Annotated in this window: 28 protein-coding genes and 1 tRNA gene; 7 read left to right on the top strand and 22 right to left on the bottom strand. The window is 35.9% G+C overall.

Going from position 1 to position 25,590, the window contains the following annotated elements; genetic code table 11:
- Positions 1 to 7: 7 nt before the first annotated feature.
- The 6 genes from EHQ31_RS02250 to EHQ31_RS02275 all read right to left on the bottom strand — a co-directional run bounded on the left by EHQ31_RS02250 (position 8) and on the right by EHQ31_RS02275 (position 5,256).
- Positions 8 to 289 (bottom strand): BolA family protein, encoded by a 282-nt coding sequence (locus EHQ31_RS02250; protein ID WP_135569180.1) that lies wholly within the window; start codon positions 287 to 289, stop codon positions 8 to 10.
- Positions 273 to 1,043, bottom strand: a complete 771-nt coding sequence (locus EHQ31_RS02255; protein WP_135569181.1) for an ABC transporter permease — start codon at positions 1,041 to 1,043, stop codon at positions 273 to 275. Before EHQ31_RS02255 ends, EHQ31_RS02250 begins: the two co-directional genes overlap by 17 nt.
- Before the next feature lie 2 nt (positions 1,044 to 1,045).
- Entirely contained in the window at positions 1,046 to 1,963 is a 918-nt protein-coding gene (locus EHQ31_RS02260; RefSeq protein WP_135569183.1) for an ABC transporter ATP-binding protein, read from the bottom strand.
- The gene (gene trhO / locus EHQ31_RS02265; protein WP_135569185.1) at positions 1,964 to 2,995 is read right to left on the bottom strand and encodes an oxygen-dependent tRNA uridine(34) hydroxylase TrhO; all 1,032 of its coding nucleotides are present in this window, start codon (positions 2,993 to 2,995) and stop codon (positions 1,964 to 1,966) included.
- Positions 2,992 to 4,374, bottom strand: coding sequence for a dihydrolipoyl dehydrogenase (locus tag EHQ31_RS02270; protein ID WP_135569187.1), 1,383 nt, complete (start codon positions 4,372 to 4,374; stop codon positions 2,992 to 2,994). The genes trhO and EHQ31_RS02270 overlap by 4 nt, the downstream gene beginning before the upstream one ends.
- A gap of 90 nt (positions 4,375 to 4,464) precedes the next feature.
- Positions 4,465 to 5,256 (bottom strand): SDR family NAD(P)-dependent oxidoreductase, encoded by a 792-nt coding sequence (locus tag EHQ31_RS02275; RefSeq protein ID WP_135569189.1) that lies wholly within the window; start codon positions 5,254 to 5,256, stop codon positions 4,465 to 4,467.
- Positions 5,257 to 5,436: 180 nt separating this feature from the next.
- Between EHQ31_RS02275 and EHQ31_RS02280 the strand changes: the two genes are divergently transcribed.
- Positions 5,437 to 6,342 carry a LysR family transcriptional regulator gene (locus EHQ31_RS02280; RefSeq protein ID WP_135569191.1) on the top strand — a complete coding sequence of 302 codons (906 nt, stop codon included), beginning with the start codon at positions 5,437 to 5,439 and terminating at the stop codon, positions 6,340 to 6,342.
- Here the strand turns inward: EHQ31_RS02280 and EHQ31_RS02285 are convergent.
- Genes EHQ31_RS02285 through serA form a run of 3 tightly spaced genes read right to left on the bottom strand, consistent with a single transcriptional unit; the run spans position 6,332 to position 9,145 of the window.
- Positions 6,332 to 7,096, bottom strand: a complete 765-nt coding sequence (locus EHQ31_RS02285) for an endonuclease (protein WP_135569193.1) — start codon at positions 7,094 to 7,096, stop codon at positions 6,332 to 6,334. The two genes, EHQ31_RS02280 and EHQ31_RS02285, sit on opposite strands and share 11 nt — an antisense overlap.
- Before the next feature lie 25 nt (positions 7,097 to 7,121).
- Positions 7,122 to 7,898 (bottom strand): hydroxyacylglutathione hydrolase, encoded by a 777-nt coding sequence (locus tag EHQ31_RS02290; RefSeq protein WP_135569195.1) that lies wholly within the window; start codon positions 7,896 to 7,898, stop codon positions 7,122 to 7,124.
- Between the two features lie 23 nt (positions 7,899 to 7,921).
- Positions 7,922 to 9,145 (bottom strand): phosphoglycerate dehydrogenase, encoded by a 1,224-nt coding sequence (serA, locus tag EHQ31_RS02295; protein WP_135569196.1) that lies wholly within the window; start codon positions 9,143 to 9,145, stop codon positions 7,922 to 7,924.
- 57 nt (positions 9,146 to 9,202) lie between these two features.
- Between serA and EHQ31_RS02300 the strand changes: the two genes are divergently transcribed.
- A complete protein-coding gene (locus tag EHQ31_RS02300) occupies positions 9,203 to 9,748 on the top strand; it encodes a hypothetical protein (protein ID WP_135569198.1) in 546 nt (181 codons plus the stop codon).
- A 132-nt stretch (positions 9,749 to 9,880) separates the two neighbouring features.
- Here the strand turns inward: EHQ31_RS02300 and lysS are convergent, their stop codons facing one another.
- On the bottom strand, positions 9,881 to 11,365 hold the full coding sequence (gene lysS, locus EHQ31_RS02305) for a lysine--tRNA ligase (RefSeq protein ID WP_208652727.1): 1,485 nt from the start codon (positions 11,363 to 11,365) through the stop codon (positions 9,881 to 9,883).
- 9 nt (positions 11,366 to 11,374) lie between these two features.
- Positions 11,375 to 12,013 carry a hypothetical protein gene (locus EHQ31_RS02310; protein WP_135569202.1) on the bottom strand — a complete coding sequence of 213 codons (639 nt, stop codon included), beginning with the start codon at positions 12,011 to 12,013 and terminating at the stop codon, positions 11,375 to 11,377.
- Between the two features lie 107 nt (positions 12,014 to 12,120).
- Here EHQ31_RS02310 and EHQ31_RS02315 point away from each other — a divergent pair.
- A tRNA-Leu gene (locus EHQ31_RS02315) sits at positions 12,121 to 12,202 on the top strand.
- A 1,589-nt stretch (positions 12,203 to 13,791) separates the two neighbouring features.
- On the opposite strand, the gene EHQ31_RS02325 is transcribed toward EHQ31_RS02315, so the two are convergent.
- Positions 13,792 to 14,433, bottom strand: a complete 642-nt coding sequence (locus tag EHQ31_RS02325; protein WP_135569204.1) for a hypothetical protein — start codon at positions 14,431 to 14,433, stop codon at positions 13,792 to 13,794.
- Positions 14,434 to 14,448: 15 nt separating this feature from the next.
- On the opposite strand from EHQ31_RS02325, the gene EHQ31_RS02330 reads away from it, so the two are divergent.
- Complete coding sequence (locus EHQ31_RS02330; protein WP_135569206.1) at positions 14,449 to 15,006, top strand: hypothetical protein; 558 nt, start codon at positions 14,449 to 14,451, stop codon at positions 15,004 to 15,006.
- A 136-nt stretch (positions 15,007 to 15,142) separates the two neighbouring features.
- Here EHQ31_RS02330 and EHQ31_RS02335 read toward each other — a convergent pair whose 3' ends face one another.
- The 7 genes from EHQ31_RS02335 to EHQ31_RS02370 all read right to left on the bottom strand — a co-directional run bounded on the left by EHQ31_RS02335 (position 15,143) and on the right by EHQ31_RS02370 (position 21,132).
- Entirely contained in the window at positions 15,143 to 16,387 is a 1,245-nt protein-coding gene (locus EHQ31_RS02335; protein WP_420844104.1) for an LIC10707 family hydrolase, read from the bottom strand.
- A gap of 71 nt (positions 16,388 to 16,458) precedes the next feature.
- Complete coding sequence (locus EHQ31_RS02340; RefSeq protein ID WP_135569210.1) at positions 16,459 to 16,950, bottom strand: hypothetical protein; 492 nt, start codon at positions 16,948 to 16,950, stop codon at positions 16,459 to 16,461.
- A complete protein-coding gene (locus EHQ31_RS02345) occupies positions 16,947 to 17,600 on the bottom strand; it encodes a hypothetical protein (RefSeq protein WP_135569211.1) in 654 nt (217 codons plus the stop codon). The genes EHQ31_RS02340 and EHQ31_RS02345 overlap by 4 nt, the downstream gene beginning before the upstream one ends.
- Before the next feature lie 347 nt (positions 17,601 to 17,947).
- Entirely contained in the window at positions 17,948 to 18,322 is a 375-nt protein-coding gene (locus tag EHQ31_RS02350) for a hypothetical protein (RefSeq protein ID WP_135569213.1), read from the bottom strand.
- Positions 18,313 to 18,585, bottom strand: coding sequence for a hypothetical protein (locus EHQ31_RS02355; RefSeq protein ID WP_135569215.1), 273 nt, complete (start codon positions 18,583 to 18,585; stop codon positions 18,313 to 18,315). Before EHQ31_RS02355 ends, EHQ31_RS02350 begins: the two co-directional genes overlap by 10 nt.
- Before the next feature lie 1,092 nt (positions 18,586 to 19,677).
- The gene (locus EHQ31_RS02365; RefSeq protein WP_135569219.1) at positions 19,678 to 20,241 is read right to left on the bottom strand and encodes a dihydrofolate reductase family protein; all 564 of its coding nucleotides are present in this window, start codon (positions 20,239 to 20,241) and stop codon (positions 19,678 to 19,680) included.
- Between the two features lie 6 nt (positions 20,242 to 20,247).
- On the bottom strand, positions 20,248 to 21,132 hold the full coding sequence (locus tag EHQ31_RS02370) for an alpha/beta hydrolase (RefSeq protein WP_135569221.1): 885 nt from the start codon (positions 21,130 to 21,132) through the stop codon (positions 20,248 to 20,250).
- Positions 21,133 to 21,202: 70 nt separating this feature from the next.
- Between EHQ31_RS02370 and EHQ31_RS02375 the strand changes: the two genes are divergently transcribed.
- The gene (locus tag EHQ31_RS02375) at positions 21,203 to 21,634 is read left to right on the top strand and encodes a DUF1499 domain-containing protein (protein ID WP_135569224.1); all 432 of its coding nucleotides are present in this window, start codon (positions 21,203 to 21,205) and stop codon (positions 21,632 to 21,634) included.
- Between the two features lie 9 nt (positions 21,635 to 21,643).
- On the opposite strand, the gene EHQ31_RS02380 is transcribed toward EHQ31_RS02375, so the two are convergent.
- Positions 21,644 to 22,744 (bottom strand): FAD-dependent oxidoreductase, encoded by a 1,101-nt coding sequence (locus EHQ31_RS02380; protein ID WP_135569226.1) that lies wholly within the window; start codon positions 22,742 to 22,744, stop codon positions 21,644 to 21,646.
- A gap of 29 nt (positions 22,745 to 22,773) precedes the next feature.
- Positions 22,774 to 23,013, bottom strand: coding sequence for a hypothetical protein (locus EHQ31_RS02385; RefSeq protein WP_135569228.1), 240 nt, complete (start codon positions 23,011 to 23,013; stop codon positions 22,774 to 22,776).
- An 11-nt stretch (positions 23,014 to 23,024) separates the two neighbouring features.
- Here EHQ31_RS02385 and EHQ31_RS02390 point away from each other — a divergent pair, with 11 nt between their 5' ends.
- Positions 23,025 to 23,648, top strand: a complete 624-nt coding sequence (locus tag EHQ31_RS02390) for a methyltransferase (RefSeq protein WP_135569230.1) — start codon at positions 23,025 to 23,027, stop codon at positions 23,646 to 23,648.
- Between the two features lie 46 nt (positions 23,649 to 23,694).
- Here the strand turns inward: EHQ31_RS02390 and EHQ31_RS02395 are convergent, their stop codons facing one another.
- On the bottom strand, positions 23,695 to 25,134 hold the full coding sequence (locus tag EHQ31_RS02395; protein WP_135569232.1) for an APC family permease: 1,440 nt from the start codon (positions 25,132 to 25,134) through the stop codon (positions 23,695 to 23,697).
- A gap of 135 nt (positions 25,135 to 25,269) precedes the next feature.
- On the opposite strand from EHQ31_RS02395, the gene EHQ31_RS02400 reads away from it, so the two are divergent.
- A complete protein-coding gene (locus EHQ31_RS02400; RefSeq protein ID WP_135569233.1) occupies positions 25,270 to 25,533 on the top strand; it encodes a hypothetical protein in 264 nt (87 codons plus the stop codon).
- Positions 25,534 to 25,590: the final 57 nt, after the last annotated feature.

Genomic DNA, 25,590 nt, shown 5'->3' on the forward strand with positions numbered 1-25,590 from the left:
GACACCTCTAAGGGGAAGAAAGATCCATTTCTAAAGCATGAAGGCCTTTTTTAAATTCTGCACCAAGTTCCGCGTAGACCAATCGGTGGTTTTCCACAGTCGACTTTCCCAAAAAAACAGAGGAAACCATCTGCAATCGGAAATGAGTTTCTTTCGAATCTTTTGTCATTCCGGGATGCCCTGCATGTTCTAGAGATACATCGGTTAATTTTATTTCCTTTGGCGAAAATTTTTCCTTCAATACCTTTTCCATCCTACTGAGTCTAGATTCTTTAATTTCTGATTCCATAACCAATTTTCATTAACCTCACATTTATATAAAAAAGAAGGGCGGAAAGTAAAATGATAAACCCAAAGGAAAAATACAGGTTCACATCGGTAACACCGATAAATCCATACCGGAATAAGTTCACCATATAAAGGATGGGATTACAATAGGAGACGGTTTGCCAAAAACCTGGGAGATTTTTTACTGAATAGAAAACTCCACCAAGATATGTAAGTGGAGTTAAAATAAATGTAGGGATGATGGTCACATCATCAAATTTTTTTGCAAACAGAGCATTAAAAAATCCTCCGAGGGAAAACAAAATAGAGGTCATTAAAACTGTAAAGAGAATCACAAATGGATTATGGAACCTTAAATTAGTAAAAAATAAGGAAGTAAACGTGACTAGAATTCCCACAAAGATTCCACGAACAACTCCACCAAAAGTATAACCGATCACAATGGTATAGGGAGAAGTAGGGGAAACAAGTAGTTCCTCAATATTCTTTTGAAACTTACTAGAGAAAAAGGACGAAACTACATTGTTATAGGAATTGGTGATGACACTCATCATAATGAGACCCGGCACAATGAACTCTATATAACTAAATTCTCCAATTTTTCCGATTTGGCGACCAACAAGTTCACCAAAAATTAAAAAATACAAGGCCATAGTAATCACAGGAGGAATGAGTGTTTGAACCCAAATGCGAATGATTCTGATCCACTCTCGTCTAATGATTGTTTGTAAAGCTGTAAAATTTTGTTTCCACATAATTAGTTTTTTCCTGTAAGAGACAAAAAAAGTTCTTCTAGTCGATTTGATTTGTTTCTAAGACTTAATACGTCCAATTTAAGTTTCGTAAGTTCCGTAAACAATTGGTTAACAGAATCGTTTTTATCTAATTGTACTTCTAAACTATGGTCATCTAACCATTCCCAAGTGAACTTTTTGGACATAGGTTTTGATTTTACCGATTTTTTTAAATCAATGATTAACGTTTCTTTGTCCAGTCTCTGTAGGAGCTTTTTCATCGAAGTATTTTCTACAATCTCTCCTTTATCTATGATGGCAATGTTCTTACAAAGAGATTCTGCTTCTTCTAGGTAATGTGTGGTAAGAATGATGGTTTTACCTGCTTGGTTGAGTTCTTTTAAAAATTCCCACATAGAGCGGCGAATTTCGATATCCACACCCGCTGTTGGTTCATCCAAGATCAGAAGTTTAGGATCATGTACAAGAGCTCTCGCAATCATAAGTCTACGTTTCATTCCTCCACTCAGTTGGCCGGCAGCTGACTTTCGTTTGTCGATGAGAGACAATTTTTCTAAATAGTATTCAACTTTTCCCTTAGCTTCCTTGTATGGGATTCCATAAAATCCAGCTTGGTTGATTAGGATTTGTTCAACGGCTTCAAAAATTCCAAAATTAAACTCTTGGGGAACAATTCCTAGATAGGTTTTGGCAAGGTCAGGATTTGTGTCGATATCAGTTCCGAAGATTTTGACTTTCCCACCTGTTTTACCTATCAGAGAACTTAAAATTCCAATGGTAGTGGATTTTCCTGCACCGTTTGGTCCAAGTAAGGCAAAAAAATCGCCTGATTCAACTTTGAGATTGATCGAGCGAAGGGCCTTCACTCCACTCCCGTATGTTTTTTCTAATCCTTCTAATTCGATGGCATATTTTTGCATTTATTTTCCTACTAGTTTTCTTGTTAGGTGGTGTGTTGGATACTTTTTGTTTTTGATATTTTCTTTTCTTAGGTTTTTTTGTGTTTCTTCGGGAAGTAAGACGATATTTTTACATTCATCCGAACAACATCCTAAAAGTTGATTTGCACATTCTTCACATTGCACAAGTAGGACATGACAACCGAGATTCGCGCAGTTGGTATGTCGGTCACTGGGTTTTCCACAAACATAACAAACGGTTAGCACATCATCAGTCACACGTTCTCCTAGCCTGTCATCAAACACAAAATTTTTACCTTTGAATTTGGAGGGAATACCAGCATCTTGTACTGCCTTTGCATAGTTGATGATTCCACCCCGCAACTGGTGCACTTTAGAAAATCCCTTATACTTTAAATAGGCACTCGCTTTTTCGCAGCGAATTCCTCCCGTACAGTAGAGAAGAATTTTTTTATCTTTGTTATCCTTTAAAATATCTTCCACAAGTGGTAGTTCTTCTCTAAAGGTTCCCACATCCGGCAAAATGGCATTTTCAAAATGTCCCACTTCGGATTCATAATTATTACGAAGGTCTACAACGATAACCCCTGGTTCTGCTAAGGCTTCATGAAACTCGAGTGGTGTTAGGTGAGTCCCCACATCAGAGGGATCAAATTTGGAATCATCCAAACCATCTGCTACGATTTTTTTGCGGACCTTAATCGCGAGTTTGATGAAACTTTCTTTTTTATCTTCGACTGCATCATTAAAATAAATTTGTTTCAGTTCAGGAATAGAATCCACAGCAGTTCGAAGTAATTCATAGTTTTCCGTGGGAATAGAAAATTGTGCGTTGATCCCTTCTTTTGCTAAATAAATTCTTCCAAGGATACCCAAATCTTCGAAGGCATCGTAAAGTTTGTCCCGAAACAAAAGTGGATCTTCTAGTTTTACATATCTGTAAAACGAAATGACCCGGCGTTCCCTAGTGTCCATTTCTACCCGCTTTTTTAGGGTTTCTTTGTCATAACGATTGAATAAAAACTTTTTCATTTAGCACCTTTTAGTTTTTCTTCTTTTACTTTCCTAAATGCATTTCTAGTAATTTCGGAAATAGCAGGATGGATGTAGATCATTCCCAAATAATCATCTAGTTTTGCATTTAAATACATTCCGAGTAGGATTTGGTGGATGAGATTGGAAGCTTCCTCTCCAATGATATGAGCACCAAGCACTTGTTCTGTTTCTTTGGAAACAAGAACTTTCACAAATCCAGAATTGGACATTCTTGCCATTCCGGTTGCACTAGAAGCGTATGGATTTAATCCTTTGTAATAAGGAATTTGTTTTTGGATGAGTTCTTCTTCCGTATAACCTACGCTTGCAATTTGCGGATGTGTGAACACTGCTTCTGGCATCGGTGGGTATTTGATGGGAAGATTCGCTTTTGTTCCATACAAATGATCAAAAAGGTATTCGCCCTCGAAGTTAGCACTATGTCTGAAGAAAAAACGACCGATCACATCACCAAACGCATAGATTCCGGGTTCCGTGGTTTCTAAGTGGTCATTGACTTGGATATACCCACTCACGTTTGTTTGGATTTTTGTATGTTCTAAACCTAAGTCATCGGTATTTGGCCGAATTCCTGTGGCGACAAGAAGCCTTTCCGCTGAATGACTGGTAGATTTGCCTTCGGCTGTTTTTCCTGTTACCGTAAAAAGACCATCTTGGAAATCTACTTTTTCAATTTGGTAATGTGATTCAATAGGGAAAGGCAAATATTGGTTTAATTCTTTTTTGATCTCCCCATCGGCAGTTCGCAGAACATCTGTTCGCGTAAGTCCTGTCACATCACATCCATAAGCTTTGTAGGCGGCACCTAGTTCCAAAGAGATAAATCCAGCTCCAATGATGATCAGTGATTTTGGAAATTTGTTTGGAGACAAAGCCTCCCTGGAAGTCCAATAGGGAGTTTCCTTTAGTCCAGGAATTTCTGGGATATTGGGTCTTGTTCCTGTCACAATAAATATATGTTTGGCGGTGTATGTTTCTTCTCCATCAGAAAGAATGCGTTTGTCTATAAATCGAACTTGTTTGGGGTAATAATCTATATTCAGATTTTTTTCGTAAGCAAGCGGAATGGAATCGGAATCTAATTTTACCGTCGCGTTTACTCGTTTGAAAATTTCTGCTACATCAGCCACTGGTTTTTCTTTAAAAAGAACAGGATACTTTTCCGTCTCCTCTGACATACGAATGAGTTCGGAAGGATAAATGACCATTTTGGATGGGATACAACCCCGATTGAGGCAAGTCCCTCCGGGAGTTTCTTTTTCGAAAACAGCCACACGTTTACCGATTTTGGAAGGCGGGGTCACAAGTTTCGTGCCTGCACCCGCACCAATGACAATGATGTCATATTCTTTCATACAAGTTCCAGCTTGGAAATCGGGCAGTTTTCTGTAAATGAAGCAAAATTCCTTTTCCCAAATTTAGACTCTACTGCCTTTATTTTTTTTTCAAATTGATTTATAAACTCCACCGTCCGCTCTCACAGAGGAACCGTTGATCATGGAGGATAAGTCACTTGCCAAAAAAACAATGACATTGGCGATTTCTTCCGGTTTGGCAAATCTACCCACAAGGGAAGAGGGTCTATTTTCCCGAATGAAATCGGTTGCCATCTCTTCTTTTGATTTTCCTTTTTCTTTGGCAAGGGCTTCAATGAATTCTTCCACTCCTTCGGAGAGCGTAGGTCCCGGTAATACCGAATTGACTGTGACTTTCGTTCCCTTACAAACTTCGGCACTTCCGCGTGCAATGGAAAGTTGAGCCGTTTTACTCATCCCGTAATGAACCATCTCCACTGGAATGTTCAGTGCGGACTCACTGGAAACAAAGATAATCCGACCTGAATTTCTTTTTAACATTCCTTGCAGATAGTTTTGTGTGAGTTCAGCTCCACTTAAAACGTTGGTTTCATACATTTTTTTCCAATCTTCTCTCTTAATTTCAAAAAAAGGTTTGGGTTCAAAATAACCAGCGTTATTGACTAATACATCAAGCTCTGGAATTTGTTTGGTTAGTTTTTGAATTCCTTCTTCAATTGCTAAATCTGCTGATACACCACCTAACTTTGCATTGGGTAAAATGGATTTGATTTCGCTAATGGCAGCGTCTACCGCTTTGTCCGACCGACCATGAATGAAAACTTCAGCCCCTTCTTTTGCAAAACTTAGAGCAGTTTGAAATCCGATTCCTTTTGTAGAACCAGTCACTAATACTTTTTTATTGTTTAAACCTGTATTCATTTTGTATTTCCTCCGATTAACATTCGATTCAGTTGATTCATAAGACTAGCTAATGTAATCCCTTTGGTTTCTATTGCATTCATAGCACCCGGTCTTTCTGGGATGGCAATTTTGTAAATATAAAATATTCAATATTCAAGTTGATTGACTTATTGTATATATTTAGTATACAATAGCCTTATGAGTCCTTCCATTCGAGACCTCGATGACCTAAAAACCTTTGTTTTGGTAGTCCAGGAGCGCAGTTTTACCCAAGTTGCCTTCCGTATGGGGGTGACAAAGGCTGCTGTGGCCAAACGGATCCAAGGGTTAGAAAAACTTTGGAACACACATTTGTTTTATCGAAACACAAGAAAGGTGATCCCTACCAGAGAGGCTGACCTAATTTTTCAAAAAGTAATCACAGTGCTTGAGTCTGTTAAAGAACTAGAAAATTCAATTACCAACAAAGATGAGTTAGAGGGAATCCTTCGGGTCACTTGTGTGAGTTCCATGTCTAGGAATTTTGTATCTGATATCATTGAAAAGTTCCAAGAGCTAAATCCAAAAATTATAATTCAACTCATCGTTACTGATAGTTTGCTCGATCTTATGGAAGAATCGATTGATGTTGGAATACGAGTTGGAACGGAAGTTCCATCGGGACTAGTTGGATCGGAGTTATTTAAAAATAGAATCTCCATTGTCGCAAGTCCTTTGTATTTAAAATCGAAGGAAAAAATAATTTCCCCAAAAGATTTAGAAAAACATAATTTATTGTATTTGGATTTTCATAAGTCGGTACGTTTTTCTGGAACCAATTTATGTTTGAGTGATGTGACTAAGGAAAGAAATTTTTTGTCAAATGATGCAGCTAGTCTTGTAGCAATGGGACTAAAAGGAAAAGGAGTGTTAATTCGGTCTTTTTGGGACATTGAAGAACATATTAAAAAAGGGAAGCTGGTTCCCATCCATTCCGACTGCTTAGCATTAGAAAATTTTGGAAGTGTTTGGGTAATCCATCCAAGTAGCAGAACTCCATCCAGAAGGATGATGGTGTTTCGTGATTTTTTAGAATCCGAATGTAGTTTGCGATTCAATTTATGAATGGGTTTTTTACTTTCTGGATTCTTTCGATGATTTCATTTTTTCTAATTTCAAAGGTATCGGGAGGATCGAGTTTATCCCAAGATTCGTAGAGGTTTCGTCTATTTTCTGGAATTGGAATTCCATACTTCCACTCCATATAAAAGTAGGTACGTGCGATGTCTCCGCGAATGGTTGGTTTGGGTTCTGCCGTTTGATCTTTAAAGTTAATTTCGAAATCGCATAATCCGTAATTTCTTTCTTCTCCTTCAATTTCCCCGTATGGAAAAATTCCACGGTCAGCGTTAATCTCACCTGGAACTGGAACTATATTGTGTAAATCGGCTTCCATCAAATTAAACTTTGGATCTGTGGCCCTGCAACATTTTCGTCCGCGTAAAAGTTTTCCATTGGCCTCACAATCTTTTTTTGTCCAACATTCAAGTGTATTTCCAAAACTATGTGCAGGGACTATGTGTTCCCATTCAATCCATGTTTGGCGGAGGTTGTCTTTTCTGCTTGCGAGTCCACAAGATTCAAAATCAAGTTTAAGCCTTCCTAAAACTTCCTTATCTTCGGAAAATTTACATCCACAGTAAAAATCCGTACCAACTTTTTTATAAAAACGTTTTAGGATCCGCTTTGCTTTTTGAAAATCTGTAACTTTGTGAGTAGACTCATTGGTTTCGTCTTTTTCTTCCGATTGGGAATAGAGTAAAAAACTAACCAAACAAATTAGAAAAAGGGGGAGATACACATAACGAAGATTCTTCATTTTTATTGGTTAATATGATACAAATTTACCATTTGTCTCTAAGTTTTCGTAGTGTTAAAAAAACAGACCGATCATCAAGAAATTTTTCATTTAATTTAATCAGTGAATCTTTGACTGAGGTTGTGTTTCTTCTAAAAAAGGGATTTAGTTTTTTTTCATCTTCCATTTTAGAAATTTGAAAGGGTTTTAGGGTGGATTTGTATTCTTTCCTATATGAATTTTCTGGATCAATATGTTCTGCAAACTTTAGATTGTTATCCCAATAATCATGTCCGGGATAGAGTAAACAAGAATCGGGTAGGGATTCAAAACGAGAAGTGATGGTTTCATACAAAACATTGGGATCACCTCCTCGAAAACAATTTCCAACACCTACATTAAACAATGTATCACCCGAAAAAATTCCAAGAATGCTTTTGGGATTTTTTCGAACAAAACTTAGGTGAGAAAATGTATGACCTGGTGTATCCCATACTGTTAGAGATTCTTCTTCCGAAGTAAAAACAATATCACCCTCATTTAATATTTGGTCCATCCCAGGGATTTTGTGTTTCGCATCTTTATGACCGTAAACTATTGCTTTTGTTTCTTCTTTTAGTTCTAAATTGCCTTGGGTATGATCTCCATGTTCGTGGGTATTGAGGATTCCTTTGATTTTCACTCCTAATTTTTGTGAAAGGTTTAGGATTTCTTTTGCATCAAAAGGATCTATACAATATGCTTCGCCTGTTCTATTGGAATAAACTAGGTAACTATAATTTCTGAGTGGGGAGTTTGTAAAGATGGGAAGGATTTCTATCATAAATAACTATCCTTCCCGAAGTTTTAATACAAAATTCGTGTTCGTATCGAATGTTTATGGGCTTTGATTTTGTCTTTGAGTTCATCACCTAAGTTTTTATCAATTTCCATACTCAAATAACCAATGTTTGCTGAGGTGCTAAGGTTTTGTGTCAAAATATTCCCACCTAAATCAGATATGATGGAGTTGATATCTCTTAAAAAACCTGGTTGGTTTTGATGGATATTGAGAATTCTATGGTAACCTGATTTCAAACTACCTAATTCAATATTAGGAAAGTTTACAGAAAAAGTAGTAGATCCATTATTCACATACTTCAGTAGTTTTTCTGCCACTTCGGTTCCAATATTTTTTTGAGCTTCTTCCGTAGAACCACCAACATGGGGCGTAAGAATCACATTGGAAAGGCCTTGTAATGGACTCACAAAAGGATCATCATTCGATTTTGGTTCTTCTGGAAATACATCCACGCCAGCTCCGGCAAGTTTTCCTGACTTTAAACCTTCCACAAGGGCATCGATCTCTAATACTTTACCGCGAGAAAGATTTAAAAGATAAGATCCAGGTTTTAGAAGATTTAAATGTTCTTTGCGGAATAGGTTTTTTGTATCTTCTGTTTCAGGGACATGGAAAGTAATAAAATCAGATTGTTTGAGTAATTCTTCATAACTATGGACAGAAGAAGCATTTCCTAATGGTAGTTTGGAAATGATATCATAAAAAACTACCTTCATTCCCATAGACTCTGCAAGAACAGAAACTTGTGATCCAATATGTCCGTAACCTATGATGCCTAACGTTTTTCCACGAACTTCAAAACAGCCTTTCGCAATTTTATTCCATTTGCCAAGGTGTACATCGCGCGACTGATCAGTTGCCTTTCTCGCAAGCATGATGATCTCAGCGATGACAAGTTCTGCTACAGACCTGGTATTACTATAAGGAGCGTTGAAAACTGGAACTGCACGTTTTTCGGCTTCTTCCAATTCAACTTGGTTAGTTCCAATACAGAAACATCCAATAGTCATTAATTTTTTAGCATTCGCTAGGGCTTTCATTGTAACATTTGTTTTGCTACGTATGCCCAAAACATGTACATCTGAAATTCTCTCAATGAGTTCCGCCTCTTCCATTGCATCTTTGACGAGGGTGACGTCAAAACCATCACGGTGGAAAAGTTCGTAAGCATCCTTGTGGATGTTTTCCAGAAGTAGGACTTTTATTTTACCTTTGGGATAAGATACCATAGGAACAGGATTTTTTCCTTTGCTAAACCTTGCACCTCGAAAAAGGTTGAGCTTATCATGGAAAGAATCTTCTCCTTCACCCGAATTTCCTCCATTTTCCTCGTTTTTATGGCAATTGTTTCCTGCGGAGGAACCAAAGCCTACGTGGTCACACCGGAACCAACCTTAGAGCAACAATCAGCCATTTCCAAAAAGGTTTGTTTAAACAAATTCCTTTTGGTTTTTGCGAAACGTCCTTGTGTTTATTTTAAAGCGGAACGGGACAACAATTCAGGTATGGTTCAATACTTTTTGTTATATGAAATTGGAACTTTTGATGTGGATCTTCCCATTGGTGTTTCCTTAAAGTTAGGGGAAACATGGTACAATCTAAAACGCACCAATACGGATTATTCTGATACGATTGTTATTACATCGGCGATTGCTTCTGATTTAATTCCGAAAATTGCGGAAAGCCAAAATATTGGGATCAGTTATACAAACAGAAAAGAAACCACAAACTATACTTTAAATTCAGGCCAAACTGCCAGTTTCCAAACAAATTTGTCCAAACTGATTCGCACTATGGAGTCGGAACCGAAATTGAATATTAACAAAAAGTAATTAGTTACCTTTTCTAAAAAAAAGCCTTCCCAGATAAATCCCGGAAGGCTTTTTTTATGCCCTAAGACTTTTTTTACCGGCTATACAGCTTTTCAAAAAAGTGCAGAGATATCTTTTTTTGCGAGATAGGTTTTATTCTGGTCTCATCAGTGGGAACAGGATGGTATCGCGAATGGAGTGTGAGTCAGTGAGTAACATAACAAGCCTGTCAATTCCAATTCCAAGTCCACCTGTTGGCGGGAGGCCATATTCTAATGCGCGAATATAGTCATCATCCATCATAAATGCCTCATCGTCTCCAGCTTCTCTTTGTTTTACTTGTTCTTCAAACCGTTCTCTTTGGTCAAAAGGATCGTTTAACTCAGTAAAGGCGTTTCCGATTTCTCGACCTGCCACGTAAGGTTCAAAACGTTCCACATATTTGGGATCATCTTCTCTTGATTTGGCAAGTGGGGAGAGTTCTTTCGGGAAGTCTGTAATAAAGATAGGTTGGATGAGATGCGGTTCCACAAGGGAACTAAACACATCATCACAAACCTTCCAAATGGAAACAGAATCTGAAGAATCCACACCTTTGGATTTCGCTTGTGAAATTGCATCTTGTAAGTCTGTGATTTTACTAAAATCGATTCCTGAATAATCTTTAATGATATCGATGTATTTGACTCGTTTCCAAGGAGGTGATAAATCGATTTGGTCTTTTCCGTAAGCAAATTTTAAACCTTTGCCTATGGACTCTGCTACCGAAACAATCATACGTTCTGTAAGGGATAACATAGTTTCCATATCACCAAAAGCCATATAGGCTTCCATCATAGTAAATTCAGGATTGTGTTTTGTAGAAATTCCTTCATTACGAAAGTTCCGATTGAGTTCAAAGACTCGGTCCATTCCACCAACAATCAGTCGTTTAAGATATAGTTCTGGAGCTATTCTTAAAAAAAGTTCCATATCAAGAGTATTATGGTGTGTAACAAATGGGCGAGCGGCAGCACCACCGGCAATGGGTTGCATCATGGGAGTTTCTACTTCTAAAAACCCTTCATTCGTTAAAAACTTTCGAATTTCAGAAATTATACGAGAACGCATTTTAAATGTTTCTCTTACATTTTCGTTCACGACCAAATCCACATAACGCATACGATATCTTTGTTCTACGTCTGAGAAAGCGTCATAAATAACTCCGTCTTTTTCTTTGACAACAGGAAGAGGGCGGATACATTTTGCAAGTAGTTGAACGCTTGTAAGGTGAAGAGTGGTTTCTCCTTTTTGTGTTTGGAAAAGCCATCCTTCAATTCCAATCCAATCGCCTAAATCGAGCGATTTAAAAAGAGAGTAGTTTTCTTCCCCCAAATCATCACGAGTAGCATACAATTGGATAAGACCTTCTGCATCTTTTAAGTGCGCAAAACTAGCTTTTCCCATCACACGTTTAGCGTGTAACCTCCCACCTAGTTTAAATGATTTTTTTTCCATTTGGTTCGGATCAAAACCGGCGATAAGCGATTTGGAATTGGAATTGGGAAAAAAACGAAGTGGATAAGGATTGATTCCTTTAGTTTTTAAATCGTTAATTTTTTGAATGCGTTGTTCTATCAGTTCGTTGGAATCTTTAATTTCATCCATTTACAGGATACCTCTAATATAAGAATATAGATAACGTACAAATTCACCGGAGATTTCTTTGACCCCATCTTCTGATAAAAACCAGTTGGAGCTAGAGAAATCAGATGGGAATCCATAGGCTGTCACCTTGATGGGCAAACTTGCTAAGGTTTTTCGATAGATACCTAAAACTCGTTTGGTTTCATACTCCCGAGAAAGGAGTAAAATGGCTCCTATGTTGTCGGAAACAGCGATTTTTAATAGGTTTTTGGATGCCTCGTCCGTGTCACCCATTTTGGAAACTGGGATTATGAGTGAAGTCAACAGAGTTGGACTCATTCCCAGTGATTGTAGATGTTCTTTGATTTTTTGTAATTTTTCTCCAGGACTAAAAAGAAGATTTTGGTTTTTATCTTCTCGTATAACAAGAATTAGCTTTTTGAAGTCTGAACGCGTTGCCAAAGTTACCACTGCTTTTAGCATTTTTTTAGATGGTAATGGACTAGTAACTTCCAATACGGCAAGATCTGATTTTTGGTAGGTTTCTGAGGATTTTAGCCAGTAGGGAGATGACAAAATAAGACCTAGCAAAACAAGTAGTGGTGAAAGGAAACCAATGAAGAGGAGTTTTAGGCGAAAGGTGAGATCAGATACTTGCATACTTGTGACCCCTACAACCTACCGAATGGTGAGTAGAAGTGACAAGAGAAAATTCATCTCCTTGACGAAAGAACCCGTTTTCCTATCCTGTCCATACATACACACCCGCTCGGATGGTGGAATTGGTAGACACGCTACTTTGAGGTGGTAGTGCCGCAAGGTGTGGGGGTTCGAGTCCCCCTTCGAGCAGTAGAAATCCCGTAACCCCACAAATCGACTTTCCCTAAAACCCAGAAAATTTCTCAATTCAGGAACAAATCTTATGTTACCTAATAAGCTAATTTCTGTTAGGTATAATTGCGACCACTTTGGAGAAATATACCCATAACTTCGGAAAGACTGCTTCAATATATTATTTCGAGCTTCAGCTCCATTAGAGCTAACACCTTCCTTAGTTACCCAACGTTCCCTGGACATATTGTATCTTGGATCATTACTCTTGCGTGAATGGTTAACAGATTTGTGATTAGGTCGATCCCAGATAAATTCATAACCTTGGTCAGTCCATAGGGTAACATTCTTAGGAATTTTTTCTTCTAAGTCTTTTTCTAGATAATATTGATTACTCAGAGGTATGGATTTGTAGAAGGTCATACCTCCATTGATGCCAACTGTATGGACGAGTGTTCCTTTCTGTTCTCCTCCGATTGAGTTAGAGAGATAAATCGACGCTGATCCACCCTTGTATCTTCTAGACCTGAATTTATTGGCTCGAAGTGAGCTGGAGTAAAGCACGACTGAGTCAGCTACTGCAATCTTATCTTTTGCATAGTCTGGATTCTCAAGTTCTTTGAATAATTTCTCTCTAAGCGAATCATTGAGATGAGTGAAGATAACTTGGATTCTTTTCTTAAGGTAGAAGGCTGTCTTGTAGGGAATACTTAGCTTTCTAGATATTTCTCTAGAGGTCATAACCTTGGGGTATTGGAGGATTTGATCCTGTATGATGTAGGAGATATAGGCGAGAGGTAACTTAATGTTTTGGAAGGGTGTATTGGCTGTCAGGCTTATCTGTTTATGGCAAAGTCCACACCTTGCAATAGATTCTCTACCTTTTACTCTGAGGTAATTAAGCTTAGGCTCTTTCTGGGATTTTGGACAGTTACATCCTTTGGGATACAAGGATTTTAGTATAGTAAGGGTTCTAAGGGTGTATTCTTTCCTAATTTGTTCATTTACTAGGGGTGTGAGGTTCTTATTGGGTCTAGTATAAGTGCTTTTAGAGAACTTAGGGAGAAAGGGTGAGCAAAGGTATTCAGAAGGGTTGGATTTAGGGGATTTGTGAGGTTTGGTAATAGGTTCCTTGTTATTTTGAGAGTAAAAGTACCCTTTGCTGTGTGATTCACTTAAACTCTGTTTTTTTTCCTTCTTTCTTTCTGTTTGGTTTTGGATCATTGAGGTGTCTCATTATAACATCTGTGGGTTTTTGTCAAGATATTGTAGGTGAATACAATTGTGTTTAGGAGTTTGGGCGAGTCCCCTCCATTTTATTTCGGGGTCGGAGTCCTGCGGGGCTCGCTATTCGCTTCCGTCCCTCACCTGACCTTTAGTCATGCGGTCAGTGACCTAGCCCTGCGAGTTCCTCTTAAAAGAAAACCAAGCACCTTTCAATTATTGAAGATTGAATTGGAATAGAAAAACCAATATAATTATTCATAAAACGTAAGAATAAGATTTTATATGGAAATTTTTTCTAACATGTGGTCAAAAATTGTAATTAGAGCGTATGAAAAATTTCGATAACGGAAAAAATTTAGCTTTAAATCACAAATCTCCTTCTAAAAGCAATCCTGATAATAATCATTGTTAATTCTGTGCGAACTTTCTACGTTAAAATACGAATTTTCATTTATATTAACAAGAGTTTTGCTAAAAGTTTTGTCACATTTGAAAGTAATTTTATTACCTTCGGTATTAGCGAAACCACAGCCAGATTCCACTGTACCGTTTGAATTAACATATACTGTAAGATTATTTAAACTTGATTGGGAAATAGTTCCATTCGAAAAATTTTCTATTCCAACATAAATTTTATGTTCGTTAGTTTTGAAATTAAATCTATAAAATATTTCAGGATATACGTTATTAGCTGGAGGAATATTTAAATTAATTTGATTTGGTATTGAAACTACTTCAATACTTAATGTTAACAGGTTCTCGGTAATTTTCATTTCTCCCCCAAGTATATCTTGAAAAGTCATATTGTTTGAAGGAGTTTTGAAAGCCCCTGTTTTAACGTCACCCCTTTGGTCTTCAAATTTTGCGAATTCTTTGACAAGGTTTTTGTTACATTCAAAGTAAGCAGTGTTTTGGTATGCATTCAAAAGATACGAATAAAGTATGTTTTTAGAGTTATTTTTTTCACCATTACTACATGATAGATTACATATTACAATGAATCCAAATATTATTTTAAACATTTTTCGAAAGTAGAAGTGGATGAGTCTGAGCATGGAATACCAGTTAAGTACTTTTTGTCTTTAATCTGTGATAAAAAATTCATTATTTCATTTGAAATATTCAAATCCTGCATACAGGATACCGTTGTATTGGAAAATAGTGAAAGCTCCATTTCTAAGGAATTAAGCGACAGAAGTTCCTCTTTACTTAGTAGCCTAACATATGTATTACCAATTAATGGTGGTTGTGTAAAATTTGAAATTTCGCATGAGTATGTGTTTGAAAATCTTAAATTAGTTAATTCTGATAAATTGTTTATGTTAAGTATATCTTTTAGCATAGTTGAACTAGGGATACTCAAACTATTGTATTTGGATACTAAGGCTAATCCTGAATTTGAACAATTTGAGAAATTAATGTTTAGGAATGAGAGATCATTCTTTCTTTTGGTAAGTATCTGTTCGCTGGAAATATTCAAAAAAAAGTCTATATTGCAGTCTTTTCTATCTAAATTAAAACATGTCGATATTTTTTCATTTCCTTTGTCGAACGAAAGGATGCAACCTTCTAATTTGAATCCTATTGCTGGATAAGCTTCAATAGGCGATGTTACTTGAGGTAAAAGTAAGCTTTTTAAGTTAGGAGTATTGCTCTTTATACAACTAAATAAGCTTATAATTATTAAAGAATTACAAAGCCAATAGAAGATAAGTCTGGGTTCGATTATTTTTACCAGCATTTCCCTGTGAATAAACATAGTAAAATAATCCAATCTATAGGGTCTGGTTCAACAATTACAACTGGAGGCGGAGGATCAGCTATGGTGTCACCGTAAGCAGGTTTTTTTGCTTTACCGCAATTCCAAACCCTACACATTTCTCCGTCATAGTCAGATTGAGGAGGTAAATTATGCCATCCATTTTCAACTATCCTTCTTGCCAAAATCGTAGACCATAAGTAATAGCCGATATGATTTACGTGGATTGGGTCAGAGTATAAATCTTTATTTGCGACATATGGGTGACCTAAACCTGCGTCAATATGCCTTATGAAATAATAGTAAAGTGGCAAAAATGAAACCCCACCAGGCTGAAATTGAATAGCAACGCCGTTATAAACAGAGGTACCTGCGTAATTATTTTCTTCTGCTGCCATAACTTCTAATGAATGTTGATGGGACATTAACCCCAAACTAACTGCGTGCGTTATTGGATTTTTTACATTTTCACCGTGCCACCTCCAATACCAGTCATCTTGACCTGTAAGATTAGAATAGTTGATCGACGTTTGATCTAAATAAAAATCAATAGAACTTGCTAGGGATAAAGCATATCCTAACAAAAGACTAAATTCGCCAGCTACATACGTTATTATCGATTGAAAAACAGACGCTGCAACTTCTTCATTTTCCTGTCTTTGCTTTGCTTCTTCAAATTCCAACGCTTTATCAAACATATTTCCATTTGGAAAATATTTAAAGGGGGCAAAATAATTAGGATAATCTCCGAGAGTTGGACTTTTTGCTAAAGTTGGGAAATTTCCCATTAGTAGTACTTTTTTATTTCTAGATGGATTTCTTAATACTCTTATTAGAATACGAGTATTCTCCGTAACCCTTCGATCTACATCTCCATATTTCCAAGTCATATATACTAGCATTGCTACGTTCTTGATATAATCATTCCCGCCAATTTCAATTGCCACGTTATCTGCTGTTCTGTAATGGCTTCGATTTGTCGGATTCGTACACAGTATTATGTGATTGTATACTTCGGCTGTTGTAAAACCACCAACTGCAAAATTCTGAGTTTGCCAATCTACATTTGGATATTGGCTGGTTAGATAGAAATTCCAACCAAAATAGCCATATAATGGTAAGTCTACAAAATCACCCAATGAATCACCATAGAATGTTAGAAAGGTTTTGTCTTTATTGAATGAATTTGTTATACATTCAGAAGCCTGGGAATTAATAGATCAAGGAATCAAGATTATTAAAAATAATGTAATAATAGTAAATCTGCGAATTATATTTTTTTTCATAGTTATTCCTGCCTAATTGTTACTGTAGCTTTACCTGAAACTAATTTTAGGTAAAATGCGTTTTGAAGTGTTCTTACATCATTCATTGAAAGTCGAAATTGTAATTCGGTCGGGGTAGAAGTAATTGGCGATTCTTTAACTATTTCCGAATTTCTATTGTAACAGAGTCCGTTTGTAAAAAAATCCAAATTTGTAGTTGAATCTTTTGATACAATTAATACGTACTCCTTATATTGATTTGGAGGGGGTAAATTGTTAGTTGATGAAATGTTAAAGATAACTGGACTCTCTGTAGATAGAGTTATTGGATAATTCGTATCCTTCTCTATAGTAAAATTAACTGGCGGACAACCAGCAGTTATTGGTAAAAATTCTGCAAGAACAAAGCCCAAATATTTTTTGTTATCTTTATCATCTTTATTTAAAATTTTGTATAATCCATTACAGGAAATATTCACTGCGATGATTAAAAAAATAAATCGAAGTTTTATCATAATGACTTTACACCTCGGTTTATAATTTCTTCTGTGACTTTCTTTCTATGTGCTACGGTTTTAACTTGTATCATTTTTAAAAATTCCATTGGTACTCCGTCAGTTTTGTCACCGAAATCCATTTGTAGGCGAATCATTATAAGCGATGTAGTAAGCTTTTTGCGAATTGAAATCAATTCTTCATTAGAAAAATTTGGAAAATCCGCCTCGACTTTATTAAAAAAATTAGTTGCTTGAAGTGATTCTCGTTCCAAAAGTTCTGCATTGGTCCCTGCAACTTTTGGATTAACTTGCAATCCGATAGATTCTTTGTTTATTTTATTATTAATTTCGTCATTGCTCATTGGTGAATACTGAATATTCTTCCATGCTTCAACGGACTGCTGTTTTAGAGAAACATCGGTCATTAATCCTAAATCATCCATATTCTTCATCAGGTTCTCAATAGCTTCTGATTCAGCGTTCGAAATCAATGGTAGCGTTACTTGTTTATACTCTTCTGGTTGTGAAGGAAGACCAATGTCTTCATAAGAATAGGCTGACGCACTTGCAGGAAGAAATGGAATTATAGGAGATTTGTTTTTGTTTATACAAGAAAAAAAGTGAAAGGTTATAAATAGTACCAAATATGTTAATTTTAATATGTGCATTTTTTATCCTTCAGATGGTTTTCGACATTGCGAATTCAAAATAGTTTTGTTGATGGTTTGCATTTAGTTTTCTTTCATTTTCATTTTTAGAAAAATCTTCAATTTCGATATGTTGTCTATTTTGAATTTCAAGATTATTGAATTTTGAATCTCGTCCAAATCTTAAATAAGCAAAAACTGCCGAATATGAAAAAGTCAAAAGCGTTAAAGAAGCCGAAATTTGATAGTTTCTGTATTGTTCGTTGAATCGTCTTTCCGCACCAGAACTAAATCCATAAATGCTATTCTTAATAGCTTCATTTGCCTTTATGCTTTCGTTGTAAAAGTATGCCGTAACAAAAATTAAGCTAATTTTTTGTTATACGGAAAAATAAATTTTCATTGTGGAGTTTAATTCTATCTTCACTCCATTGGTAATTAGCAGAAGAATCGAAATAGACTAGAGACTCGTATGAGCTTTTTATGGCAGATTTTGTTTTAATTAAATCATAATAATCTTTATCAATTACAGCTAATACTCTCTTTTTATCGATTGAGATCCCTTTCGTGTCATTTCGAATAAACCAGTTATTCCCTGCATCCAAATATTCGCCATAGATCGATTTGTCGGTGTCTATTAAGATCACCTTTTTTTCTTTTTCCGATTGAGAAAATAAAAAACTCGGATAGATAGCTGAAATATATATTATTACAGTAAAAAATGATTTTAAAATTATTTCCATACTATTGCTTCCGAATCTACTTCGGTTTTTATCCATTTATTCATATATTCTTCTGTAAAGATGACTTTTTTTTTGCTTCCTACTTCTATCACATAATAGTCATTATAATTTATATATCTTCCATTGTGAAAAGTTGGAGGGTGTGGCTTTACGTAAACAACCAACGTTTGTTTGGTTTTATGGTAACCATTTTGGCTTGAATTTTTCGTATTATTGCCGTTTTCACAATTATTCTTAACAATTGGCGTTTCTCTTTTTTCCACCAAACGTTCATTTTTTTTGAAAAATTAAAATTTGAACTAAGTTTAATACCAATGAAAGTGCTAATATTATAAAATATGAAGCGTTTTTAATAATCGAATTATTCATTGTTTGTTTAATTATACAGCTGTTAACCTTATAATTGAGAACAGGTGTTAAATGGTAAATCATAAAATGAGAATTTCTTAGTTTATTTAAAAAATTCTTGAAATGGTTTGACTTATAGTTATTTTATTTATACATTATTGTAATGGGAAAAATATCTTTATTTCGTTCAATATTGTTAATTGGCAATGTGGCATGCAGAACAATGGCTAAGAATATCGGTTACATGGAGCCAGGCGAAATTTTAATTGTAGAAAATAGAAATGAATTCCAATTTTGTAGTTTTACTTATCCAAATATTCTGGAAAACGCATTTAGTGAATTAAGCATAAAATCCAAAAGAGTCAAATTTGAGAATGTAGGTGTTTCGATTTATCTGAAATACTTAATTTTGCAGTGTGTAAATATTAAATATGAGTAAACAGAAATTAATTTTCGTAATCTATTTTTTTAACATATCTTGCATTAGTTGGGGTGAGTATAGGCAAATAATCTTAGAGCCGCAATAAATAGGCAGTGAAGATGTTTTTGTTCAAGGAAGAAGTTGTGCATACTTCCCTTTACCACTTATACCAAAACTAGAAAATGCTATTACAGATGCTATTTCTAAAGCACCAGGTAAAAAGGGACTAAAGAATCCTTTTATTAGAGATGAATATTACTTTTTTATTAGGTGTTTTTCAGTTGAAGGATATGCAACGAATTCTTTGAAATGAGGCAAAGGCCCTTTTATAATTAATTTGCTGTTTTCTGAAAAGCATCCTATTTTTGTTTATTGGATTTGTCATACTTTTTAAAATAATATTAGGAACTTCTGAGAATAGCTATAATGTCTCCTTATGACTTTATGTTAATAAATGACAAAGTTGTTAATTTGGTATTGTCGCAATGTCAAAAAATGAACGTAGGAACACTAAAAAGGTATGGATATTCTATGTTACTATCATTAAACTGTATAATTTCACTCGTTATACTATGAACTTTTAAGGTCAATCCACTTTTCTTGCCTTTTTAGGTTCGTAATAATGAAGGACGGCACCACAGCTAAATGTTTTAGTTTTAATAAGATTTAGAATTATTTTTTCCTTTATGTCTTTAAATAGAGTCAATCCACTTCCTGCGATCACAGGATGAACACAAAGTTGGAATTCGTCAATTAAGTTCAGTTTAGTTAAAGCAAGGATTAAACTTGGGCTACAAACAAAAACATTTTTACCTGATTGCTGTTTCAGTTGCAATACTTCTGTGTTTAGATCACTCGTAGCTAATGTTGCACTTTTCCAATCTAGGTTTTGTAGTGTGCGGGAAAAAACTATCTTAGGTGTGTCATTAATGGCATTCGCAAAGTCATCCATATCTTCTTCCCCTATAGGTTTTTCTAAAATAGTCCGCCAATACTCCATTAGTTGGTAAGTGATCCTTCCGTATAAAACGACACTAGCACTTCTCAAAAGATCAGCATAATGTTGATGAATTTCCTTGTCAGCAATCCCTGATGTATGGTCACAATAGCCATCAAGTGTCATATTGATGGCGGCAATTATTTTTCTCATATATTGTTATTTCAAATACTTCTGAAAAAAACTAACCGCTCTGAATTCGGCTTCCTTGGGGGCAAAATTCCAAAGACGTTCGTGGCGATTACATTCAGGTGACCAAAGTGATTTGGGTTCACCTGCTTTTGCGTATAAATCTAAGGCATGATGGTAATCCACATAATCGTCTTTTGTACAGTGAAAGATGGTTATGGGTCTCGGACTAATAGATGCAATTTTATCAATGGGCCTAACTGAATCAATATCCATGTTTCCGCGTAGGTTTAATGCTAGTTTTACGACTGGAATGAGTGGGTAGTATGGAATTCCAAAATCTCTTTTGGCAGATTCTACTAATACATCAATGGCGCTACCGTAACCACTGCTAAAGATGCCAGCTTGAATTTCTGGATGGTTTGCCATTGCGATGATACTTGTTGCGGAACCCATTGAAAACCCAAAAATTCCAATTTGATTGTAACCTTTTGTTTTTAGATAGGTAAGAGCTGCTTCTACATCTTTTTGTTCATGAAATCCCATTGAGGCAAACCCACCATGGTTTCTTCGTAAACTTAAAAGAAGTAAATTATAACCTGCTTCGTGTAAACTTTTAGCAAAACGAAGGCCCTCATTTTTTTGTCCTCCATGACCATGTACCAGTATAATCGTAATATTAGATTGTTTGGCGGGTATCCAATAACTAACAAGGTTAAGTTTGTCTTCCGTTATGATTTCGACTTCTTTAAATTCTAATCCTAATTCATTGGGACCGTCACAATAGACATGGTGTTCCGGATTACATTTGACCTTGGGGTACAAAACCAAACTGGAAAAATAGTAGGAAATGATGATAAGTAAAATGATACTAATGATCAATGCCGATAGAAAGTATTTTTGGATTCGTTTCATGAGCCAATAAAAATGACGTTTTTTATAAATTCTGCAAGTAAAAATTCAAGCGTTTTCAAATTTAGGAGGTATGGAAGCCGCAATATCAGTTTTCTTTATTTGTTGTATGAGTGTTCTAAGCCCACTTTCTGGAGTTACGGATGGGGAACTAAGAGGATGCCCTCCATCACCTAACTGCGTTTCTAGTCAAAGTATGCAATACAACTTTGTCCACAAGGTGGATCCCATTTCTTATACTACGTCTCGAAAAATTGCATTTGAAAGAATATCCAAATATTTCCACGATTCTGAGAATATTTGGATCAGTGAAGAAAAAGAAGGGGAATACATACGTGTGATTTTTTTCACAAAAGTTTTTAGGTTTCCAGATCGGGTGGAAATTTATTTTCCAGAAGATAAACAAGAAGCTCAAATCAGGTCTCAATCGATACTTGGGTTATGGGATATCTTTGCCAATCGGAGACGAGTGAATCAGTTTCGAGAATTACTTGCACAAGAATAAACTTATATACTAATGTAGTAGGTTGTTGTGGGTTAAAAATGAAATACCGCCCACAATTCTTTCTATTCTAGCTCCAAAAAGCCAATCACCTAGAATGGTAATGCCTGTTTCTTTGCCGAGTTTTTTCCATACTTCAAATTCTTCAATATCTAAATTCAATGCACCCTCCTTACCCAATAGGGGGATTTGTGCTTGTGCATATTTCCACCGGTGCTGCCAAATAATGTTTGGTTCTGGTGCTCCAAATCTTTTTTTTAATTCTTGAATGAGTAATTCTTTGTATTTTGGTTTTGGATTTTTGTTCTCATCCATCCAATCTTCAAAATGATTTTCCGAAAATAGGGACCCAAATTGTACAAGAAGTGCTGAACCACTAACAAACTTATTATTGTATTTTAAACTTTCCCAACTTAGATATTCCCAATCCTCACCTCGGTTCAGTAACGTTGTTACGGGAATAGAGGCCTCTGGATTTAATAAAAGTTCTTTCCAATTTGGTTTCCAATTGTCCCAATAGAAATAACTAACTAATGTTTTTCGGTAATCGTTGTAATTTCCTAAAAAATCGCTCCAGTGTTTTAATTTTTGATTTTTTTCTGAAAAATGAAGGATTTCTAAAATTTGTGGAATAGGAATCGTCAGTATAATGTTTTTTGCTGTTATAGTTTTTATTTGTTTGTTTACCGAAACTAGAAATTCTAATTTCCAGGTTGTTTCATCAACCATTTCAATTTTTATTAATTTATGGCTTTGGATTGTTTTATTTTCACCTAACATAGAGGAAACTATGTTACCCATACCATTTTCTGGATAAAAATGTGTGTCATCATAAATTGGTCTGGTAGGTATATGAACTGAATTAGATTTCCAGATTTCTGAAATGGAATATTTCATTTCTTGTCCAAGCCAACGAACATCCATAAGGTCAGAAAACATGGTTGCCCCAAAATCAAAGGGGGAGGGATTAATCCCATATTTACTAGATAACCTACCTCCTGGAAATCTTCCCTTATCAAAGACTACTACATTGGGATTTAGCATAACAATGGAAGCAGAGGAAATTCCTGCACCTATGATCACAGGTACTTGGTAACAATCGTTTTGATTCATAACAAACTCGCTAAAGAAGCAATGTTTGATTATAATTGTTTGATCAGAGATTTCAAATCATTAATAAGGGAAAAGGGAACAGGTTTTATTTCTTCTGCTAGTTTTATTGTATCTTGGATGGTACGAGTGAGAACCTGTTTCTCAGCAACATACGCGGCTTGCGGTATTTTGGACTTGTTTTTCTTGAAAATCGTAACTTTACTATCGATGATTTCGATCATTTGGTTCAAATATTGAATCTTTTGGTCCATAAACGAAAGTTCTAACATAATGGGATGAAATGAGAAACCAATTTTTGAGCCAAAGAAAGAAAATGGTCGTAGGGGATCCAATGACAGATGAACTTTGGGATTCTTATCTTCCTAAAAAATTTCAATTACTTTCCCCTTACCAGTGGACACCGATTTCTGTCATTGAAAGGACATGGAATTATTTATCGAAGGATAAAGTAACTTCCGTTGTTGATTTAGGTTCTGGAGTTGGTAAATTCTGTATTTACCTTTCAAAAGTATCGAATCATTCAATTGATATTTTAGGAATAGAAAATAGAGAAGAATTACTTAAAATATCTGAGTCTTTAAAGGAAATTTGGAATACACCGGATGTTAATTTTAAAAATACAGATTTTTTAAATGAATTTCCAACTGGTCACTCTCATTATTTTTGTTTTAATCCTTTGTACGAAACGATGAAAGGAAGTCATTCTATAGATTCTTCCAAAAAAAAATCGGCACACCAGTTTTTAAAAGATTTAGAAATTCTAAAACAAAAACTTTTTTTACTTAGTCCAGGAACTAAACTAATCACATTTCATGGGTTTGGTGGAAGTTACCTACCAGGATTCAGGATTATTTTAAAAGAAGAAATAAATAGTGGTGAGTATCTTATTTGGGAAAGAGAATAATTTCTATCCCAAATAAAAATGAAACACTTTTTTGAAATATGTTCTTTTAAGAAATGTTTCTTTGTAAATGTGGTTTTTTAATTATGAGATAAAGTAAACCACTGGAGATCACAATGAGTGTTGTGAAAATCATTCCGTAATTGATATACCAGGGTTCTTCGGGAGTTCTTGGCCAGACCATATTGGCAACCGCTGTCAACCCATATAACAAAGCCAAAACATTAATCCAAATTCCTAGTTTCCCTAAGGTAAAGGAACCAGATGGTTTCCAACCTTGATACCTTGCATATAAGGCAGCAAGAACAACCATTTGAAATGCAATATAAATTCCGGCAGAAGCAAAACTAATGATGGTAGTGACTGCATCTTGTAACCAATGACCAATACTTGCGATTAAAATCGGAATGAGTCCAGTGATCACGAGAGCATTGACTGGAACTTTGTTTGATTTGGAAAGATGATTTAAGTATTTGCTTCCAAAAATCATTCCGTCCCTGGCAAAAGAAAATAAAAGGCGACTGGCGGCTGCTTGCAAACTGAGTAAACATGACAAAAAAGAAATCATAACTACTCCAATGACCATACGATAACCTGTCATTCCCATCGCCGAAACAAGGGTGGTGGTGACAGGATCACTATCTTCCCCTGAGATGGCTTTATCAATATTAGGAACTGCAAGTAAGAGTGCTAAACAAACAAAGGTCGCAGCGCCACCACCAATGTAAATTGTCATACGCATGGATTTTGGAATCGCAGCACTAGCGTTTGGTGTCTCTTCGGCGACATCACCACAGGCCTCAAATCCATAATAACAAAACATGGCTGCCACAGAAGATGCAAGGAAGGCTGGAAAATAATTTACACCTTCCCCAAAAGAAAAAGTATTCCATAGGATAGATATGGAATTTACTTTTGCAAAAAATAATAAATAACCGCCAACGACGACTGCCCCAATCAGTTCACATAAAAATCCGAAAAACGCAACTTGTGCAAGTAGTCTTGTTCCACTCAAATTAAGAATCGTAGAAATAAGAATCATAAGAATGGCGATCCAGATAAATCCTGAATTCCCAAATTCAATTCCGATCAGTTGGCTAAGAAAGGGAGCTCCGCCTACACTTACCGCAGCCACAGTGGTAAATAATGCCCAGGCATACACCCAAGCTGACATCCAGGCCCATCGTTCGCCCACCAAACGCAGAGACCACGGATAAATTCCACCCGAGATGGGATACTGGGAAACGATTTCACCAAATACCAAACAAACTAAAAATTGTCCAAAACCTACTAGTAGGTAGTTCCAAATCATGGGAGGGCCACCGGCTTGGATGGCTAAGGCAAATACGGAATACACACCCACAACCGGTGAAAGATAAGTGAATCCCAAGGAAAAATTTTCCCAAAAACTCATACTGCGGTCAAATTCAGACCTCAGTCCTAAAGCCTCTAATTGTGCTGTATCCTGATCCATCGATTTTTGATTCATGAATGATCCTTTGGCATTGGTTTGTAATGTCGATCCAGGAATGGTTTTAGAGACTGCCTTGTTTTCTACAAACGATTTTGTTTTTCCATTGACGAATTGATTTTTAGTACTTAAATTCCTCCTGTTATGGAAAAAATGAAACTGAAACACCAAACTATCTTAATTGCTATCATTCTACTGTTTTCGCTTAGTTGTGCGAGTGCAGAGACCAAAGAGGGATCATCGGATGAACCTGGATTAATGAGTAAAATCATTGAAAAAGCCAATTCGGAAGAAGGCCAAAAAGCGATCCAAATGGGAAAAGAAAAACTCCAAGATCCAGAGACTCAAGAAAAACTAAAGGGATTACTTTCAAAGGATAAAAAGAAAAAAGAAGTGCCAGCAGTTCCTGGTCAGTAGTTTCTTTTCCAATCGAAGGATCAGAAAAACAAACTTTACAATTTCAAACAGAATCAT

Origin of the sequence: Leptospira montravelensis (assembly GCF_004770045.1) — a bacterium.
Taxonomy (GTDB): domain Bacteria; phylum Spirochaetota; class Leptospiria; order Leptospirales; family Leptospiraceae; genus Leptospira_A; species Leptospira_A montravelensis.